The sequence below is a fragment of the Paenibacillus sp. IITD108 genome, assembly GCF_036541265.1.
GTDB lineage: Bacteria > Bacillota > Bacilli > Paenibacillales > Paenibacillaceae > Pristimantibacillus.
This window is the reverse complement of record NZ_JAZHCT010000019.1, coordinates 118,000-137,949: the sequence shown is the minus strand read 5'-3', so window position 1 is coordinate 137,949 and position 19,950 is coordinate 118,000. Positions and strand designations below refer to the sequence as shown.

General features: G+C 46.1%; 17 protein-coding genes and 1 other RNA gene. 15 read left to right on the top strand and 3 right to left on the bottom strand.

The window, feature by feature from the left end; genetic code table 11:
* Positions 1–164: a transfer-messenger RNA gene (gene ssrA / locus V1L65_RS17500) on the top strand; the annotation flags it as partial.
* A 73-nt stretch (positions 165–237) separates the two neighbouring features.
* A complete protein-coding gene (locus tag V1L65_RS17495) occupies positions 238–1,119 on the top strand; it encodes a hypothetical protein (protein ID WP_331700500.1) in 882 nt (293 codons plus the stop codon).
* A 431-nt stretch (positions 1,120–1,550) separates the two neighbouring features.
* Here the strand turns inward: V1L65_RS17495 and V1L65_RS17490 are convergent, their stop codons facing one another.
* Positions 1,551–1,895 (bottom strand): hypothetical protein, encoded by a 345-nt coding sequence (locus V1L65_RS17490; RefSeq protein ID WP_331700499.1) that lies wholly within the window; start codon positions 1,893–1,895, stop codon positions 1,551–1,553.
* Between the two features lie 373 nt (positions 1,896–2,268).
* On the opposite strand from V1L65_RS17490, the gene V1L65_RS17485 reads away from it, so the two are divergent.
* The 10 genes from V1L65_RS17485 to V1L65_RS17440 all read left to right on the top strand — a co-directional run bounded on the left by V1L65_RS17485 (position 2,269) and on the right by V1L65_RS17440 (position 15,038).
* Positions 2,269–2,475 (top strand): hypothetical protein, encoded by a 207-nt coding sequence (locus V1L65_RS17485; RefSeq protein ID WP_331700498.1) that lies wholly within the window; start codon positions 2,269–2,271, stop codon positions 2,473–2,475.
* A gap of 305 nt (positions 2,476–2,780) precedes the next feature.
* Positions 2,781–5,006, top strand: a complete 2,226-nt coding sequence (locus V1L65_RS17480) for an AraC family transcriptional regulator (protein ID WP_331700497.1) — start codon at positions 2,781–2,783, stop codon at positions 5,004–5,006.
* A gap of 165 nt (positions 5,007–5,171) precedes the next feature.
* A complete protein-coding gene (locus V1L65_RS17475) occupies positions 5,172–6,107 on the top strand; it encodes an ABC transporter permease (RefSeq protein WP_331700496.1) in 936 nt (311 codons plus the stop codon).
* 80 nt (positions 6,108–6,187) lie between these two features.
* Positions 6,188–7,054, top strand: coding sequence for a carbohydrate ABC transporter permease (locus V1L65_RS17470; RefSeq protein WP_331700495.1), 867 nt, complete (start codon positions 6,188–6,190; stop codon positions 7,052–7,054).
* 102 nt (positions 7,055–7,156) lie between these two features.
* The gene (locus V1L65_RS17465) at positions 7,157–8,713 is read left to right on the top strand and encodes an extracellular solute-binding protein (protein ID WP_331700493.1); all 1,557 of its coding nucleotides are present in this window, start codon (positions 7,157–7,159) and stop codon (positions 8,711–8,713) included.
* Positions 8,714–8,739: 26 nt separating this feature from the next.
* On the top strand, positions 8,740–11,271 hold the full coding sequence (locus V1L65_RS17460; protein ID WP_331700492.1) for a DUF4855 domain-containing protein: 2,532 nt from the start codon (positions 8,740–8,742) through the stop codon (positions 11,269–11,271).
* Between the two features lie 312 nt (positions 11,272–11,583).
* Positions 11,584–12,489: an ABC transporter ATP-binding protein gene (locus V1L65_RS17455; RefSeq protein ID WP_331700491.1), complete on the top strand. Its 906-nt coding sequence runs from the start codon at positions 11,584–11,586 to the stop codon at positions 12,487–12,489.
* A gap of 26 nt (positions 12,490–12,515) precedes the next feature.
* Positions 12,516–13,259: an ABC transporter permease gene (locus V1L65_RS17450; protein ID WP_331700490.1), complete on the top strand. Its 744-nt coding sequence runs from the start codon at positions 12,516–12,518 to the stop codon at positions 13,257–13,259.
* Positions 13,260–14,432: a sensor histidine kinase gene (locus V1L65_RS17445; protein ID WP_432502419.1), complete on the top strand. Its 1,173-nt coding sequence runs from the start codon at positions 13,260–13,262 to the stop codon at positions 14,430–14,432.
* Positions 14,433–15,038 carry a response regulator transcription factor gene (locus tag V1L65_RS17440; RefSeq protein WP_331700488.1) on the top strand — a complete coding sequence of 202 codons (606 nt, stop codon included), beginning with the start codon at positions 14,433–14,435 and terminating at the stop codon, positions 15,036–15,038.
* Positions 15,039–15,059: 21 nt separating this feature from the next.
* On the opposite strand, the gene V1L65_RS17435 is transcribed toward V1L65_RS17440, so the two are convergent.
* Positions 15,060–15,914 (bottom strand): helix-turn-helix transcriptional regulator, encoded by an 855-nt coding sequence (locus V1L65_RS17435; RefSeq protein WP_331700487.1) that lies wholly within the window; start codon positions 15,912–15,914, stop codon positions 15,060–15,062.
* Positions 15,915–16,104: 190 nt separating this feature from the next.
* On the opposite strand from V1L65_RS17435, the gene fabF reads away from it, so the two are divergent.
* Entirely contained in the window at positions 16,105–17,343 is a 1,239-nt protein-coding gene (fabF, locus tag V1L65_RS17430; protein ID WP_331700486.1) for a beta-ketoacyl-ACP synthase II, read from the top strand.
* A 34-nt stretch (positions 17,344–17,377) separates the two neighbouring features.
* Positions 17,378–18,160 carry an SDR family NAD(P)-dependent oxidoreductase gene (locus V1L65_RS17425; RefSeq protein WP_331700485.1) on the top strand — a complete coding sequence of 261 codons (783 nt, stop codon included), beginning with the start codon at positions 17,378–17,380 and terminating at the stop codon, positions 18,158–18,160.
* A gap of 225 nt (positions 18,161–18,385) precedes the next feature.
* On the opposite strand, the gene V1L65_RS17420 is transcribed toward V1L65_RS17425, so the two are convergent.
* A complete protein-coding gene (locus tag V1L65_RS17420; protein WP_331700510.1) occupies positions 18,386–18,721 on the bottom strand; it encodes a transporter in 336 nt (111 codons plus the stop codon).
* A 177-nt stretch (positions 18,722–18,898) separates the two neighbouring features.
* On the opposite strand from V1L65_RS17420, the gene V1L65_RS17415 reads away from it, so the two are divergent.
* Complete coding sequence (locus tag V1L65_RS17415; protein ID WP_331700484.1) at positions 18,899–19,819, top strand: VOC family protein; 921 nt, start codon at positions 18,899–18,901, stop codon at positions 19,817–19,819.
* Positions 19,820–19,950: the final 131 nt, after the last annotated feature.

The following is a 19,950-nucleotide window of genomic DNA, read 5'->3' as shown; positions in this document are numbered from 1 at the left end:
TGTCACATCTCCGCCTGGGGTGTGCTGAAGAAGATAATCAGGCTGACCTATTAAGAACCGTGTTGCAGAGGGTCTTAGGTGACATCAAAACTGCAGCTACACCCGTAGAAAGCCGTGTGGCGTGATATCTTCGGACAGGGGTTCAACTCCCCTCGCCTCCACCATCATTAACCCTGACCGCATAAGCATGTACTTAGCGAAGTTATTGCGTCACACACGATCGAAGATAGCTGGAAATTGATTGAAGCGGTAGAGGAAACAGGTTTAACCTATATGATGGCGGAAAACTATTGCTATATGCGACCTAATATGATGGTGAATCACATGTCGCAATATGGCTTGTTCGGGGAATTGACTTATGCAGAATGCGGCTATATCCATGACATACGTCATTTATTGCATTATGAAGATGGCAGTTTAACATGGCGAGGGAAGTTGCTCAAAGATTATAAAGGAAGTACATATCCAACCCATTCCTTGGGCCCGATTGCCCAGTGGATAGGTGTGAATCAGCAAGGCGGGGATGAACTGGAAAGTTTAGTTACGTTTGGTTCCAAAAGCAGGGCAACCGCCAAATACTTTCACGAACATTTTGGTGAACAGCATCCTGGAGCGGACAACGAACATTGGCAAACGCCTGATTCAACCGTCACCTTGATTCGGACGAAAAAAGGGATGTTGATAGCGTTGAAGTACGATATTCAATCTGCGCGGCCACATAATATGACTCACTATACATTGCAAGGCACGAAGGGGTCCTACTTGTCTTCGCGACACGCTAAAGAAGATCCGCTTATTTGGCTAGAAGGGCGGTCACCTGGTGGATCACCTTATGATAAGGAAGGCAAGACGGCAGAATGGGAATCGCTTTGGCAATACGCAGACGAATGGGAACATCCACGGTGGAAAAACCTATCTGAAATTGCTGCAAAAAGCGGACATGGCGGGGGGGATTTCTTCGTGCTTGATGAATTTTTTGCTGCAATAATTGAAAAACGCAAACTCGCGATTGATGTTTATGATGCGGTCACTTGGAGTTCTGTTTTTCCATTGTCCATTCAATCGATGGCCGCTGGAGGTCAGTCGGTGCCGTTTGTAAAGTTTCACAAGAACAAGTAGAATTGAACTTTCGACACTGTTATAAGCTGATTTCTTGAGTGTTGCAGTTGGAAATGCTGTAGTATAGAAGCTTTTTAATTGCTGGGAAACCGATCTAGTCTCTCATGCTATTTGAAATCGTGACTTATTTACCACCATGAGATGAGAGTTTTAGATTACGTAGAATTGGTATTGAATGGTCACGGGAGCCATCAGTAAGTATGGCTCCCGTGAATGTCGATTATTTATTTTGCCATTCAGCGACTAATATCTTATGATACAGCATACTTACAAATATTGTGTCAGTAGCTAGGAATGAAGAGATCTTGCCGTTATTTTGTATTTCGTACGGTAACCACCGGTATGTTTCTTGAACATATTGTTAAAGTAACTTTGGTTATGATAACCGACTTGGATCGCTTTTATGTGAGTATGGTGTCTATATGATGATTTTAGGACTTTGATCTATGCAGCAGTTTTATTATTTCTTGAAATTGTTTTTCAGACATTTGTTGTGATTGAAGAATTGCATTTAGCTTATCCTCTACTTTTTCTAATCGAAGTTGAGTTGCTTTTTGTACTTTCTCGGAATCCTTTTGTGTTTTGGAGTTATCTATTACGACTAGAATGGTAAGGCCTGCACTAAATATCGTTAACCCTCTAGCTATTTGATTCAAATCTAGTTGATTAATTGCAAATAGGCAATCAGCAAATCCTGCCCCTATTAATAAGCCACCGATAGTTAAAATCCCATTCCATTTCCATTTTTCTGGGATTTTATTTAAGGTCTGTTTCATCAAGTAATCTCCTTAAGCTAGCTAGTATTGTAACAATGATTGTGAAAACAGGAATTTAGAATAATAAAAGAAGAAACATGGATATTACAATCAGATATATTATAACAAATAAACCTTGAAAAAGAGGAATACATTGTGCCTTACTACTAATACTCGACCAATACTATGAGAAAAGACACCGTGTTAGGTTGGAATGGCAATCAATTTGTCTTATTGCATCATTTCTCAAAGACAACTAAAAAAAACCATGAGAGAAATTGCGATTGCTGAAAGACGGATGGAGAACTGGTTATCCAGAAGGTGAAAGGAGTTATGGTTTACGAATAGCTGGAGCGAAAAAAAGAAGGAATTAAAGTCCATAGACCCAATTCGAATGAATGAGCTTGAAGCTGTTGCTGAATTAGTCAATGCCATCCATCAAAGAAGAGTAGAGTTGGGATGGACTTCATCAAGAGTCTATTGCTCGCATCGAGAATGCGGGACCGTTACCCGTCTTGATACTGTTAAGCTAGCACTAGCAATGGGTATGAAACTAAGCTTACATGGAATGGAAGAAGCCGCATCCGCTAGTGTAGGCTAAAACAAGTAGTGATTTTTTATTATGGGCTCCCTAAGGTGACATCAAAACTGCAGCTACACCCGTAGAAAGCCGCGTGGCGTGATCTTCGGATAGGGGTTCAACTTCCCTCACCTACACCATCATGAACACCATCCGCATGAGGATGGTGTTTTTGCTTGATCAATAACATGCAGAACGGGGCGGAAACGTAAAATCAGAACTTGACGGACAAATGAGGACTAGGCAAATAGGAAGGGGCTGCTATAAGATAAAACATACTAGTCAAAAGAGAACTTCAATGACGAAGGGGAAAGGGGTTATCAGTTATGTTCAGATCGACATCTTGGCGCATATTTGTGATCAGCGGCATTTTCTTCGCAATTACGATTATTCCGTTTTCGTTGTTTCTGGCTAACCAATTTTCTCAATACGCATACACTCAGGTGGGAACTTTCAATCAGGACCGTATCGATGAAATGGCAGAGCAGACGGAGTTTATGCTGGCCAAGCTGAAATGGTACAGCCTGAATATGTATGAAGATCATACCGTTCAGAGCTGGATATATGCCTCTGCCGAAAATCTGCTGCAAAATGCCGGTACGATGCGGGTATTAACGAAGTATTTATCAAATGAGCCTTTTATTGAATCCGCTTACTTATTCAGCATGCGCAAACGTGAGGTTATCGACTCCAAAGTTGGACTGCTCCCGTTTGAGGAGTTCGCCGATCAGCCGATGCTGCAGCTGATCGAGCGTGATCCCGGTTCCTTCCTCCGCTACTTCGATCACAAAATAGGAAAAAACTCATATTTGGCGCTCCAGCTTCCTTCGACTCCTGTGCAGAAAAGCCGCGACGGGTATCTTGTCGTCTTGTTCAACAAGAAGGAGCTGCAAAAGCATTTGATATCGGGCGGCGGAAGGGCGGATGCGCTGTTCTCCATTGTAGATGATCATGGCAAGTTGATCTTGGGGGAATCGGATGAGCGGCTTGAGGAGAGCATCAGCGGCGTCCGAACAGGATTGAAGCAGGGATCATTCGAGCTGAACCGTGACGGAGGGAAAGCGTTCGTTAATTATGCCCGTCTTGATTCGCTGGGGTGGACCATTGTATCCATCACGGAGATGAAGCAATTCCGAGAAAAAGCCGATGCGTTCAAAACTGTCATTATTATTTGCTCGCTGCTGCTGCTTGCGGTGCTACTCCTGATCGCCTATTGGAATTCACGCCGTTTCGTCGGACCCTTCCGCCGGCTGGCGGATCAACTGCAGCGTAAGCTGGGTGTGAAGGGGGAGAACGATTATGGCGTCATTGAAAAGGGTGTCGTCATGCTTCGCGATCATTACCCGCTGATCAAGACCGAATATTTGCGGCAGTGGCTGCTGCAGGGCCGGTTAACCGACAGCGCCAGAGCGGCGATTGCCCGTGAATCCGGCCTGCTGGACTACGAATGGCTTCGGCTGGCCGTTGTCAAAATTGATTCCTATTATGAAATATCCGAACAGTATGATTTTGTCTCGCGCAAGCTGCTCAAGTATGCAATCGGTAATATCGCGGAGGAGCTGCTGGGCCAGCCGGAACGGCCGATAGAGGTGGTTGATTTCGGCACGGATCATCTCGTTCTGATCGTTGGCGCGGCAAGTTTCTCACCTGACGCCGATTTGACAAAAGAGCTGAAGGAACTGCGCCGGCAAGTTGCCAGATATGTCAAATTGGACGTCACGATCGCAGAAAGTGAAGCCCGCCGCGTGCACGATGATTTGCGTAAAGTATATGACGATATAAATGAACTGACTTTGTTCAAGTTTGTCAGTGGTGATGACAAAATTTACATCGAACAGGATTTTGAGCGCTATGCCGATCTGCAGGCTCCGATTGAGGAGGATGTGCATGAAAACCTGATCCAGACAATTCGCTGCGGCAAAGAGGAGAAGGCGCTGGCGATGCTGGATGAGTTGTTCGTACGCTTGCAGACGATGAAATATACCGAGTGCCAATTCCAGCTGAAGCTGCTTTTGTTTGCAATCGTCAAATCGTTCAGCAAAATGACTTCCGTTCAGAGTATTGAAGGAATCGAACATCACTTGAGGCAGTACGTCACACTTGCCGAAGTACGCGAATGGCTAAAGGAAGAGACTGGCCGGATCATCCGGTTGCTAGGCGACCGAAAGGGCTTCAACCGCAAGGAAAAGCAAATCGAGGAAATTATCGAGTACGTCCGTTACCATATTCACGACCCGATGCTGTCGGTGGATGAGATCGCAGATCATATCGCATTGTCGGCCAAGTACGTTCGGCACCTGTTTCATGAACAATACGGTTTGCCGCTATCGAATTTCATCCTGAATGAGCGGCTCTGTAAGGTTAAGAAGCTGCTGGAACAGACAAGCATGCAGGTTACCGACATTGCCGTGGAGTCCGGCTTCCAGACGAAAAGCCATTTTTTCACCGCCTTTAAGAAAGCAACTGGCATGACACCGAGCCAATACCGTGAGAGCAAGTCAGAGGAACGGACAGAGTGGCAGCGGCATATTGCTGAGAAATCGGCGAATTAGCAGGCGTTTGCGAACTCGCCAGGTTAATAACAACCAGCTGAATCCTCGCAAATCAGCTGGCGGAGAACCGAATACGGCCAATGAGAACTAGGCAAGCATTTGCTGTGAATGCTACGATGACATCGTTCGAAACCTGCAAGTGAAACAAGAAAGGAGGAACGCTTTTTGGAGCGACGAAGAAGGCTTGGCGGGACGTTCATACGTGAACTGTCGCGGAACAGATATTTGTATCTGCTGGCACTGCCCGGCATCGCATTTCTGGCCGTATTTGCGTATATGCCGATGCTTGGGCACCTGCTCGCCTTCCAAAATTACCGGCTGTCGGACGGAATATGGGGGAGCGAATGGGTCGGATTTAAAAACTTCGAGTTTTTCTTCAACGGGAAAGATTGGCTGCGCGTGACAATGAATACGGTTTTCCTTAATGCGCTGTTTCTCGTATCCGGCCTCGGCAGCGCGGTCGTACTGGCTATCTTTCTGAATGAAGTCCGAAACAGGGTGTTCAAGCGAATCGCGCAATCGTTTATTTTTTTACCGTACTTTATTTCATGGCTTGTCGTTAGCATGATGGCGCTAACGCTGTTCGGCACATCGGAGGGATTAATGAACCGCGCGCTTGCTGTCCTAGGCTTCGAAGGTGTGGATTGGTATTTGACGCCTGGCGTCTGGCCGTACATCTTGACTGTGATCAGCGCCTGGAAGATTGCCGGATACAATTCCATTATTTTTTTGGCGGTCATTACAGGCATCTCCGCGGAATATTACGAGAGTGCGAGAATCGAAGGCGCAAGCCGGATGCAGCAGATGCTCTACATTACGCTACCGCTCATGCGGCCGATCGTGATGGTATTGGCTCTGCTTGGCGTCGGCCGTATTTTCTACGGCGATTTCGGCATGATTTACGCGATCATCGGAGATAACGGCGTACTATTCCCTACGACAGATGTTATCGACTCATATGCTTACCGCGCACTGCGGCAGTTGGGCAATTTCAGCATGTCCTCCGCGGTCATCGTATACCAATCCTGCATGGGTCTTGTTACGATTCTGATCTTCAATGCGATTGCGCGCAAGGTAGATGCGGATTCAAGGCTGTTCTAAATTCTAAAAAAGGTTCGGCGAAGCGGGAGGAGACTTAGCCAAGCAGCCTTTTTCGCCGGATGGTTTAAGGTGTGATCGATGTGAAAGAACGGTTGTTTCTTGTTTTTATGTACGCGGTACTATGTGCGTTTGCGCTGTTTTGCTTCATCCCGTTCTGGATTGTATTCATCAATTCATTTGCCGATGAATCGATTCTTCAAACGGCGGGATATCAGCTGCTTCCTAGCAAATTCAGTCTTCATGCGTATGAATTTCTGCTCTCCGGCAAACAGGTGTTCCGCAGCTACGGAATTACGATTAGTGTAACGATCGCCGGAACGGCGCTGGGTGTCCTCGTGACAGCCGCCTATGCCTATACACTGAGCCATCGGAAAGTGAAATACCGCAACATTCTATCATTCTTGACCTTCCTGACAATGCTGTTCGGTGCGGGGCTGGTCGGATTCTATATGCTGATCGCCAACTGGCTGCATCTGAAAGACTCGGTATGGGCACTTATTTTGCCTTATCTGCTTAATCCGTTCTACGCTTTCATTCTCGTCTCTTACTACCGGACACTACCATATGAATTGAATGAAGCTGCGACGGTGGACGGCGCCAATGATCTCTATATTTTCTTTCGCATTATATGGCCGATCTCGCTGCCTGCCATCGCTACGGTGAGTCTGTTCTATGCGCTGCAATATTGGAATGACTGGTATTTGTCGCTGCTGTTTATCGATAATTACAAAATGCTGCCGCTGCAGATGATGATCCGCCAGCTGATGTCCAATTTGAATGTAATGGCTTATGTGGGAGGCAGCCAGACGCAGTACAATGTCGTCGTGCCGACCTACGGCATGCAGCTGGCGATCGTCTGCGTTACGATCGGCCCGATCGTTTTTGTTTATCCGTTCATTCAGCGTTTCTTCATTAAAGGCTTGACGTTAGGATCGGTAAAAGGGTAGAAGCATTGTGGCGTGTTTGGCCGTTCGGGCTGCAGGCTACATTCGTCAATGAACGGGTCCATCCGCCTATTTTTCTTCATTTTGAAACAGGGGGAATTAACGATGAAAAGACTTTTGGTCACCACGCTTGTGCTGTTGATCGCGCTTGTCGCACTTGCAGGGTGCACGGGGAATAGCGAAGGAGAAGGGAAGACGCCCGAACCTTCGAGTCAGACCGGAGACAATAACGGCGCCGGCGGTGACAAAAAGCTGGAGCAGGTAACACTGAAAATTATGATTCCCGGCGACCGGCCGCCGGATATGGATTTGGTTATCGCCGAGGCAGAGAAGCGGATGAAGGATACGATCAATGTGAAGCTTGACGTCGTATTTGTGCCTTGGTCTGATTTGGCGCAAAAGACGCAGGTGACGCTTGCTTCCGGTGAAAATATCGACCTAATCTTTGATGCGCCGTGGCTGCACATCAATCAGATGATTGCGAGCGGTTTCTATGAGCCGCTGGACGACCTGCTGGCCGAGTATGGCAAGACGGTGCTGGAGAAACGGCCGCAGCAAATGTGGGACTACAACAAGTATGGCGGCCAAATTATGGCCATTCCGCTTGGCGTCAGCTATATGTCCGGCAATTCCTACATGGTGCGCAAAGACATTCGCGAGAAGCTTGGCGTACCGCCGATTCAAACGTATGAAAATTTAATCGCTTTCGCCTACAAGGTGAAGGAGCAGGAAAAGGGCATCATTCCGATGACCGCAGGCTCCGCCACTTATTCTTTTGTCGCTCATCACGCGTTGAACGATTACGAAACCCATGTCAGACCGACCCATGCGCTGGGTAACAGCCTGATGCTCTATTACAAAAACAATGACGGCAAAGTTTACAATTTGCTGGAGGACCGGGAGCCTATAGGAACGTGGCTGGCGAACACGCACAAATGGTTTACCGACGGGCTGATTTTCAAGGATATTTTGACGACGAAAGATTTTCACCAGCCGATTTCGGCAGGCAAAGTGGCAATCGTGACGAATGGCGCGTTCGGCATCGGCGATTCCCTCAAGAATACGTTCAAGAACAATGTGCCGAATGGCGAGTTGGAAACAGTTACTTTCTTCAGCCCGGAAAAGGGCGCGAACTTCACTAATTTTAAACAGTGGAATTTCCTGGCTGTTCCAAAGGTAAGCAAAAACAAGGAACGAGCAATTATGTTCCTGAACTGGGCGAATGAGAAGGAAAACTATGATCTGCTCTCTTACGGAATCGAAGGCAAGCATTGGGAAGCGGTAGGAGAGGACAAAATGAAGAACCTGGATACATCCGGCTACTCTGCATTCGGTTATGTCTGGCTATGGAATCCGGTCGATGAACGTACTGTTATAGGCGGCGACCCGAAGAATGATGAAATGGATGCGTTGCTTCGCGATGCAGACATGTTCACCACTGATATTTTGGCCGGCTTCGAATTTGACAGTAACCCGGTGCAAAACGAAGTCAGCCAGTACAATACAGTTGATGGGCAATATTATACGGCGCTGTTCAACGGAGTTATCGATCCGGAGGATACATTGAAGAAATTCGAAGCGGAGGCCGGTCCTGCCCTCAAAAAAATTCAGCAGGAGCTGCAAAAGCAGATCGATGAGTTCATGGCCGCGAAGGGCAAATAGAACGAGATAAAAAGGAGCTGACCAAGATGATTTCGAACAAAAAATGGGTATCGATCCTGATGGCAGCAGCTTTGCTAGTAACCCCGATTTCTGCGTGGCAGGCGACATCGCCTGTTGCGGCTGCGGCCTCAAATCAGGAGGCAGCACCATCGGCAGCGGAGCAGACGAATTTCCGCAATCTTGCGGCAGGTCTGCCGTATGAATGGTCTGAAGCGCCAGAAGCTTCACATCCCGATGACGGATACAAGCTTACGGACGGACAATACGGCGCATTGAATATGAACGACCCTGCATGGGTAGGGCATCTCCGCGGAAAAACGCGCGAAGTTGTTTTTGATCTGGGAGAGGAAAAATCGATCGGAAGGATAACTGCTCATTTTTTTCAAGATTATCCGACGAACTCAATCCTTGTACCGCTGTCGGTATCAATGTATGTCTCTGACGATAAGGAAAATTGGGGGCTGCTCTCCCATAACGCCACGCAGCTGCTTTGGGGAGAAGGCCCGCCCAGAGAGGAAACCTTTGAATGGGATGGCAGCCGGGACGGAATCAAAGGCGGGAATACGGATGGCGAGTTGGCTTATGCTCGCTATGTGAAAGTAGCATTTTCAATGCATCATGCGCTATCGGAATTCATTGACGAAATCGAAATCTTGGGTATGGACGGCAAGGTTGATGGGGCGGTAAAGGTTCCTGCTGAGCAGCCTCAGTTTTTGGAGCCTGGGGAGGCTACAGCTGGTATCCGAAATTTGAATTTGCTGTATAACGGGCAATATGCGAATGGTTTGGGCGATTGGAACAAGGAGCGGATTATCCCTAACATTAGCTATGTAAATAAAGACGGGGAGCCGATCGATTGGCTTTTTGACGGCATACTTTATCTCGGGATTGCATCGCCTGCCGGCCGCGATTTTGGGACTGGGCAAACGAATCTGGACGATTGGAATTGGTATTTAAATAAAACCTTCGCGGCAACGGGGGATATGCAGCAGTTGAACGAGGCTGCCAAGGAAGTCGGGGCCAAGCTGAACCAGCCCGATCACCAAGTCAAGGTTGTGTTAATGATTCCAAACCCTGGGGAATCCTTAACCGATTTTGGAGACATTGACGGCAGCGGTTCTTTAAACTTTAATGAGACTTCCGCGGGCAAAGAAAAAGCGTTTGAAAACAGGGGAAAAGCGGTACAGTGGTATCTGGACCAGGTCCAGCAAAAATGGCAGGCTGCCAACTACTCAAATCTTGATCTTGTCGGCATGTACTGGATGCCGGAACAAGTCGAGATATCCGAATCGGGACCGGACATGATGCGTGCTGTGACGGAAAAAGTACACGCCATGAATATGAAGGTTTTCTGGATTCCACACTCTATGGCTTACAAGATGTATATGTGGAAAGACCTCGGAGTGGATGCTGCGGCTTACCAGCCGAATTACTTCTTTGGCGGAATGGATTCCGACCGTCTAGATGATGCTACGAATAATGCAAAGCGATTCGGAATGGGGAATGAGATCGAATTTGATGACGGAATGCTGACAGACCCCGTACTTCTCCAGCGTTTTATCGAATATTTGGACAGTGGCGTCAGATCGGGCCTCATGCAAAATGGTTTCAGAGCTTATTACCAAGGCAATAATGCAGTATACAACTTAGGGGTAAGCAAGGATCCGGGTTTGCGTTTAATGTATGACTGGCTGTATCAGTATTTAAATGGTACGTACGCCATAGACAGCGACCCGTCGCCGGAGACGATGGCGGAGCTTGTGCAGGGTTATGTTGCGTCGAACGAAATCAATTCGGTTTTTGGCAATGAGTTGTTGTACCGTTTGCAAATTATCAAGCTTCTTTTGGACCAAAACAAGCCGAAGGATGCCGTATCGTATATGCAGGATTTTCTCGCTCACATACACGACCCTGCCGTGCAAGCACAAGGGCTGATTTCACCTTCGGCAGCAACGCTGCTCGATACTTACGCCCAGGTTCTTATTCAAACCTGGTCTGACGGATGGGGCCTCAGCAACCTGGCTCTTGGTCAAAGTTATACACTTTCGCGGCAGCCTAACAGCAACTATACCGATTCGGGGAGTGAACTTACGAACGGTCTGTTCGGCGGAACGGATTACCGCAACGGGCAATGGCAGGGCCATGCAGGTAGCGACTACCCAGAGGATCGAAATCGTACAATTACATTTGATTTGGGCCGCAACAAATCGATCGGGTTAATAAGAGCCCATTTTCTTCAGGATAAAGGGCCTGGCATCTATTTCCCTCAGAATGTCTCTTTTTCCGTATCAACTAACGGCCAAACCTGGAGCAAGCTGGCAACCGTTTCTCCGTCATCGGCACAAGATGCTATATCGGCTGATTTTGTGAGGTGGAGCGGGGTAACAGACGGCGTGCCAGGGAAAGCGGGAGCCGATAAGGTGTACGCCAGGTACGTCAGAGTTGAATTTCCGGTCAATGTATGGGTCTTCCTTGATGAAATTGAAGTTCTAGGCATTGACGGAAAAGCGGCCAGCGCCGTCGTTCTGCCGCCCACGCCGCCAATCGGAAAACCGTAATCCAGTCTTTATTAGGAAGATTACAACCGTAATACATCAAAGCCAGCCGCAAGAGGCTGGCTTTTTTGAAATGTAAGAAAGTTTTTGTAACCTTATATCTATACTTATATTTCATCGGTAAACGCGCCTGTCCAAAGGACGGCGGAGCCGTTTATCCTTGCGTGAAAGTGAGAGGAGTCATCCCAGCTGGTCTTCTTTTTCTGACATTTGTCATATTCATTTTGTGACAACCCACACTAATTGAATCTAGCATTATTTCAATATAATAAGGACATCAAGTAACGAAAAGAGATTAGCGGAGGTTAGTACAAAATGAAAAAGGCAATTGAATGTATAAATCTAGTAAAGAAATTTGGCGACTACAGTGCCGTTGATCATATGAATCTATCATTTGAGAAAGGTCAAATATCCGCATTGCTCGGACCGAATGGCGCAGGCAAGACAACAACCATTTCCATGATACTCGGAATGGCAAAGCCAACATCAGGAGAAATCAGAGTTTTGGGGATGCCGTCTGGAACAAAGGAATTACGGCAACGTGTCGGAGCGCTTATGCAGGATGTTAAAGCGGCAGATGGACTTACGGTCAAAGAAGTGCTTCAATTGTTCCGAAGTTATTATCGTAATCCGATGCCTCTAGAGCGATTGTTAGATATTTCGGGTCTCCATGCGGATGAGAAACGGCGCGCATCCTCCCTGTCCGGAGGACAACGCCGTAGATTGGCTTTCGCCCAAAGCTTGGCGGGGAATCCAGAGCTTCTCCTGCTTGATGAACCTACTGTCGGAATGGATATCGAGGCTCGTGGTCGCTTTTGGGACACCATCCAAGCGCTGGCAAATGACGGACGCACTGTGCTCTTAACGACACATTATTTAGAGGAAGCTGATGCTGTCGCAGATCATATCGCAGTAATCGCCAGTGGACAGGTTGTTGCGGAAGGGACTCCAGAACGTTTAAAGGCACAAACAACGCTTAGAACGGTTTCATTTCGAGCGGCGAACGCGCCAGCTGAGCAGGAATGGCTCACATTGCCCGGTGTAGAAAAAGCAGAGTGCAGCGGCGAGCGAATTCGTCTTTATGCCAAAGAGACAGATGTATTGTTATTTACACTGATGCAGTCTGAATGGGGAATTTCAGATATTGATATACAATCTGCCAGCTTAGAAGATACATTCCTAAGTCTTACAGACTCACATAAACCAACGATTATAAGATAAAAAACATCTTTAGGAGGAAAATAGCTATGTTACATATGTTTGTTGCCCAGACCAAAGCAGAAAGTTTACGAATTATCCGCAGTCCATTTTTCTTACTCTTCTCCATTGCGATGCCGCTTGCTTTTTACTTTTTATTTGCGAGTATGAATGGGGTAGATAAATCGATTCAATCAACAACCTGGGGTGTTTTTTCATTGATGTCGATGACTGCATTCAGTCTGATTGGTACAGCAGTATCTCAATTCGGCATCCGTCTGTCGTTCGAGCATCAAGATGGGTGGGTACGCCTGTTGAAGCTAACTCCACTATCTCCTGCAGTCTGGATTGGCAGCAAGGTTGTATCGCAAATGGCTGTTCACTTGATCGTAATTGTTGTTATATTTTTATCTGCTGGCCTTGTTCATGATATACAATTGTCAGCTGGGCAATGGATTTTATGCGGATTATGGTTATGGATCGGGAGCATATCTTTTCTGGCGCTTGGTGCATTGTTAGGAACGCTTAAAAATGCTAATACTTCCGTTGCAATCGGAAATGTATTACAGATGGGTCTTGCCATTATGGGGGGGCTATGGATGCCGCTTAGCACTTTGCCAAGTTGGATGGGCTCGATCGGGGAATGGCTTCCATCCCACCGTTACGCCAATGGAGCATGGAATATGATCGCTGGGAAAGTTCCTGCAAGCATTGACTTCATAATATTAACAGGATGCGGTCTCTTATTTATGATACTATCTGTATATATATTTAATCGACGGGAAGCGGTGTAATTGAATCGAGAGAAATGGCGTCTCTTTCCAAGATCAGAGGGAGTCGCCCCTTATTTTTTGTTAACAAATCTAATTATTCCGATGTACTTTTTACTTCATGAGCCACCTAGTATACAGTGGCTTGGCTTTGTTCTGTTAGGCCTATTCGCCCTACTGTTTCGTCAATTCTACTTTCATGCAAAGTGGGCTCCACAAATCTTGATGACTCAGGTAGGTATACTTTTAATTTTAGCTGCTGTATTCCACCCTATGTATACATTTATAGGCTTTATGATTGCCGTTCCGCTTAGCAAACAAAGAATGCCGATATTACTTTCCATTACGATTGTATTCCCCATCATTATGGGGGCTATTGCTGTTCCTTACTTGGCTCAGGCGGGGAGCCAATTTTGGATAGGACTGGTACCTTTATTCGGTGTTTGTATACTTCCGTATATCATTCGAACATCGATTCGATTTCAGCAGATGTCTGCGCAATTGCGAGCAGAAACCGCAGAACGAATGGCGCAGCAGGAAGAACGCCAGCGGATAGCACGTGAATTACATGATACTTTAGGACATACGCTATCTTTAATTGCATTGAAAGGGGAGGTTGTAGAGAAGCTGGTCAATCGTCATCCCGAAAGAGCGATGCAAGAAGCTCGTGAGATACGGGAAACAGCGCGTGCAGCCTTGAAACAAATGCGTGAATTGGTTACAGAGATGAAAGTTGTATACTTCACTGATGAATATAAGCATGCAGTATCATTATGTTCTACTGCTGGCATATCCTTGACATTACAATATCAATCGGTTTCAAATCCCAATCCTACTGAAATAGGGGTAGGAGACGCTTTACTGAACAATCAGCTTCCGTTAACCCCGCTGCAGGAGACGATTCTAGCGATGTGTTTTCGTGAGACCATAACGAATGTGGTGCGGCATAGTGGGGCAAAAAAGTGCAACATTCATTTGGACATTCAAGAAGGCGAAGTCCGTGTATCTGTAAGTGATGACGGCATTGGGGTAGATGCGGATCAACTCTATACCAGCAGCAACGGCATCGCCGGATTACGGCAACGGCTTGTTATGATAGATGGCCATATGTCGCTTTCTTCATCCCCAGGCAAGGGAACAGATGTAATCTTGCATATACCTAGGGTAATTCGCAATGAAAAGGCAGGTAACGCTTAGATGATTCGTATTATTTTGGCAGAAGATCAAAAGTTATTAAGAGGAGCACTTGCAACGCTACTTTCTTTGGAAGATGATATTGAAGTAGTTGGTCAGGCCGAAAATGGGGAAGAAGTGATATCCCTGATTCAGCAGCATAAACCGGACATTGTTGTCATGGATATTGAAATGCCGCTGAAAACAGGATTGGATATTGCGGAAGTGCTTCAAAAAAACAAATCAGATTGTCGTGTAATTATCTTGACGACATTCGCGCGTCCTGGATATTTTCAGCGGGCTATGCAGGCAGGGGTTTACGGATATCTTCTTAAAGATACGGGCAGTGACGAACTGTCTGATGCGATTCGCCGGGTCTATGATGGAAAACGCGTGATTAATGCGGAATTGTCCCTCGCGGTATGGGATGACCCATGTCCATTATCACCCCGCGAGCGCGATGTTATAAAGCTGGCTTCCCAAGGCTTAACTCTTCAAGAAATTGGTGAAAAGTTGTTCCTATCCTATGGAACGGTACGGAACTATATGTCGGAAGCGATTGGGAAGCTTGGAGCAAATACACGGATCGAAGCGATAGATATTGCACGTAGTAAGGGATGGTTGGATTAAGGGAATTCTCCGACGATCATTTCAATGTTGCTGTATTGTCATCAACTGCCTCAGCTTGCTCTCTGTTGTAGAATCAGCAGCGGGTGTATAAATACTGCAACGCAGATCGGTATCGCCTTGTACCTGTAGCGAGGTCAATTGAAAGAGCATTTTTCCTGCTTTGGCATGTCGAAATTCAAGCACGACCTCAGGAGCCGAGCTAACTCGGCTCTGCTCCCACAGTCTATTAAAATCTGGATGAGCTTCTTTCATTTCCTTCAAAAATCCCTCGTACCAATCATCTTCAACATACTGTCCATAATAGGCACGGAAAATCGCCAAAAATCCACTAGCAAAGTGCTCCCAATTAACTGCCAGCCTCTGAAGCTCCTTGCGTGTAAAGAGTAGCCGCACCAAGTTTCTCTCTGATGGAGGCAGCTGCTCAAAATCCAAAAAAACATGTGCTGCGGCTTCATTCCACCCAACAATTTGACAGCGTCGATCTGAAATAATGGTTGGACAAGTGTGCAGCTCTCTTAATATTCGAGCAAGCGAAGGGCTTACCTCGGATTGCTGCTCATCCTTAAAAGGTTGGATCGTGGCCGAGCTTTCCAGTGCCAGTGCAAATAAATACTTACGTTCGTCTGTAGTGAGTTGAAGTGCAGAAGCTATAGCATCCAGAACGGAAGATGATACTTTAATATCGCGTCCTTGCTCCAGCCATGTGTACCAGGTTAAGCTTACCCCTGCTAGCTGAGCCACCTCTTCTCGGCGCAAACCAGGTGTACGACGCCGGGTTCCGGAGGGCAGTCCTACGCTTTGGGGCATAATTTTCGCACGTTTAGCTTTAAGGAAGGTGGACAGGGCTTGTAATCTATTTTGACTTTGTTGATTCATAATACCCTCCAATTTACGATTCGTACTAAGCTATTACTTATTATACTAGTATAAACAACAACTTGTAATAGGATAAATGCTGTGGCAAAATATGTTCAAATCATTGATTAATACCTGGTACTAGTACCTAGTATTATAATAGTGCTTTAGGTAGTCAGAAACAGACTAGCTTATGAGGGAGGCTAATTTTATGGAACGTGTAGTCATTACAGGAATGGGAGTTATTTCACCGATTGGCAACGATGTTAAAACATTTTGGGATAATATATCTGCCGGAAAATCTGGAATATCGATGATCGAAACATTTGATATGACCAGATACAAAACAAAAATTGCTGGAGCAGTAAAAAATTTTGACTCAGAGTCGATATTTGGTCGCAAGGAGGCTCGTCGAATGGATCGCTATACTCAGTTTGCGGTAGCGGCTGCACAGCAGGCGATTGAGGACGCAGGGCTTGAATTGGATAAAATGGAACGTGAGCGAGTTGCGGTATATGTAGGCTCTGGAATTGGCGGTATCCAAACACTGCTTGAACAGGATGAGCAGCTAAAAAGAAGAGGTCCTGAGCGTGTTAGCCCATTGCTTGTACCAATGATGATTGCTAATATTGCGGCGGCTGCAATTAGTATTCGTTATGGTATTACGGGACCAACGATGTCTCCTGTTACTGCCTGCTCAATTGGTAATACGGCGATTGGAGAAGCAATGCGACTTATTCGATTAGGAATCGCAGATGTTGTGCTTGCAGGTGGGGCTGAAGCAGCAATTACAGATATTTCGTTAGCAAGCTTTGGCAACGCTACAGCGGTTTCAACTCGTAACGATGACCCTGAGCGTGCGAGCAGACCTTTTGATAAAAACCGTGACGGTTTTGTTATTTCCGAAGGTGCGGGTATATTTACGTTGGAAGCTTTGACACATGCTAATGCTCGGAATGCCCATATTTACGGCGAAGTCATTGGATATGGGGCTAGTTCAGATGCTTATCATATTGTGGCGACTCATCCTGACGGAGAAGGTGCCTTTCTTGCAATGCGTGCTGCTCTTAAAGATGCAGGTATATCTGCTGCAGAAATTGATTTGATTAGTGCACATGCAACAAGCACCGAGGTGGGAGATCGTTCTGAGACGGTCGCTATTAAACGACTATTTGGTGAGGATGCTTACAGAATACCAATTACAGCGAACAAATCAATGCTTGGTCACATGCTTGGTGCGGCAGGAGGAGTGGAGGCGATTGCCCTTGTTAAGAGTTTAAATGAAGGGTTAATTCCACCGACGATAAATTTGCAGGAGCAGGATGAACAATGCGATCTTGACTATGTGCCAAATCTTGCTAGAAAAGCTTCACTGCGGACGGTAATGTCAAATTCATTTGGTTTTGGTGGACATAACGCTGTTATTATTATTAGAAACTATGAACAATAAATTCTAAAAAAACGAATGAAAGGATGTAGTTAGCATGGATCTGGGGTTAAAAGGGAAAAAAGCAATCATTACTGGGGGAAGCAAGGGGATAGGGTTTGCTACAGCAAAATTACTTATCGAAGAAGGGGCGCAGGTTGCTATTGTTGCACGAAATGAAGAATCGCTTCAGAAAGCAAAAGCACAGATTACTGAGCATACAGGCGTAGCACCATTCATTATTACAGCGGATGTTAGTATAGAAACAGAGGCACAACGTGCAGTAGTAACGGCGGCAGAGCAGTTCGGTGGCATTGATATTCTCATTAATAATGCAGGTTCAGCGGCGGCTCAACCTTTTGACAAAGTGGGAAGGGAAAAATGGGATAGCGATATCGATCTGAAGCTGATGGGTACTGTTTACTTCTCTCAAGCCGCAATACCTTTTATGAGGAATGCAGGTAGCGGAGCTATTGTTAATGTGACGGCAATAAGCGGCAAAGCGCCAGGTGCCTCTTCACTTCCGTCTTCGGTAAGCAGAGCAGCTGGATTAGCTCTTACTAAAGCGATGAGCAAGGATTTGGCGTCGGACAATATTCGCGTCAATGCGGTTTGTATTGGTATGATTCGAAGTGATCAGACTGAGCGCTTTTGGAAAGCTTCTGCTCCTGAACTGACATGGGAGCAGTTTGCGAGAGATGCTCAGCACCAAATTCCACTTGGAAGGATTGGTCAGGCTGAAGAAGCCGCTAATGTTATCGTTTTTCTAGTTTCTGCAGCGGCATCCTTTGTAACGGGAACCTCAGTGAATATTGACGGCGGGAAGTCTGTAGTTCTATAGCGTTGGTGGTCAACGTTCTATTGAAAAAGAGGGCCAAGATGAAAATAACAGAATGTTACGGTCTTTCGTTTGTCACTCGCTTTAGCAGCAAATAACATGTAAATCCACAACCTCATGAGGCTGCGGATTTTTGCTGTTACAAAATGCAAGTTACTGAAGAACCAGCTGTAAACAAACACGAAAAAGTTCCATTCCTAGCGGAACGGAGCTTTTTCTAGAGTTTATTTAGAAACAGGTGAATGATTGGATTGACTGCAAACTCAAACCAGTATACATCCAAAACCTTCCGTTCCACTGAAACCCCGCAACCGAGGTTCGCCCTACGAAAATCGGGAAAAACCAGAATTGATTTCTATTCACGAGCCAAACGTACGTATTCCGGAATAAACAGCCAGCAATCGCACCAGGGTCGACAGCAAGTGGCGAGACCGCAGGCTGCTGAGGGATGAATCCCGGGGGAGGTGAGGTAGGTCCCGTGGGCCCTTGCTGCCCCGGCTGCCCTGGAAATCCAGGGAATCCAGGGAATCCTGGTGGACCTGTGGGTGGTAAAAATGGCAAGATCTATTCACTCCTTTATTGATGGGCTAAAACATTGTATGTAGGAGCGGAGATAAGTGAATGGGCGTATTTACTTTCCAATATGTAATTCGTTTATTCCTAACTAGTGTTTGAACGGCTTAATTATGGTATATAACAATATAGGGGTTCAAAATTTCTCCATAAAGGGGCTGCTGAATAATGTCAATTCGTTTAACAGATCAAAAAATCGTTCCGCATCTTTGGTACGACAAGGAGGCAAAAGAAGCAGCAGAGTTTTACGCTTCCTTGTTCCCGGACTCAAACATTACGAATGTAACTACATTACAAAATACACCATCAGGCGATAGTGAAATAGTCTCTTTTGAAATATGGGGTCAGAAGTTTATGGCGATCAGCGCAGGACCCTATTTTAAAATCAATCCGTCGGTGTCTTTCATGGTTAATTTTGATCCTTCTCGAGACAAAGATGCGAGAGAGAGAATTGATGAGATTTGGAATAAACTATCCGATGGCGGCACAGCCTTAATGCCGCTTGATAAGTATCCATTCAGTGAGAGATATGGCTGGATTCAGGACAAGTACGGGCTAACGTGGCAGTTAATTCTTACTAACCCGGATGGCGAAGAACGCCCTACGATAATACCGTCGATATTGTTTGTCGGTAATGTATGCGGTAAAACAGAAGAGGCGATTGATTTTTACTTGTCAGTATTTAAGAATTCCAGGCAGGGACTTACTGCTCGCTACCCCAAAGGCATGGAGCCCGATAAAGAAGGGACGATCATGTTTGCTGATTTCATGCTTGAAAATCAGTGGTTTGCCGCGATGGACAGCGCACATGAGCACAGATTTAGTTTCAACGAGGCAATTTCATTTATGGTGTATTGTGACACGCAAGATGAAATTGACTACTATTGGGAAAAGCTCTCAGCGGTTCCTGAAGCCGAGCAATGTGGCTGGCTGAAAGATAATTACGGCATGTCCTGGCAAATCGTGCCGAGAGAGATGGACGAGATGATGAGCAAGGGTACACCGGAGCAAATTGCTTCCGTAACAAAAGCATTTCTTAATATGAAGAAATTTGATCTTGAGGAATTACGGAGAGCTTACAAAAGATAATGGTTGAAGCCGGCTGCGAGAGGCCGGCTTTCTTGCGATTTATTTGCTGGGGTATTAGCAAACAATAGGGACAACCCGTCACATGTGCAGTTGTATGTCTGAAGGTAACATAGTGTAGCCTCCATAAATTT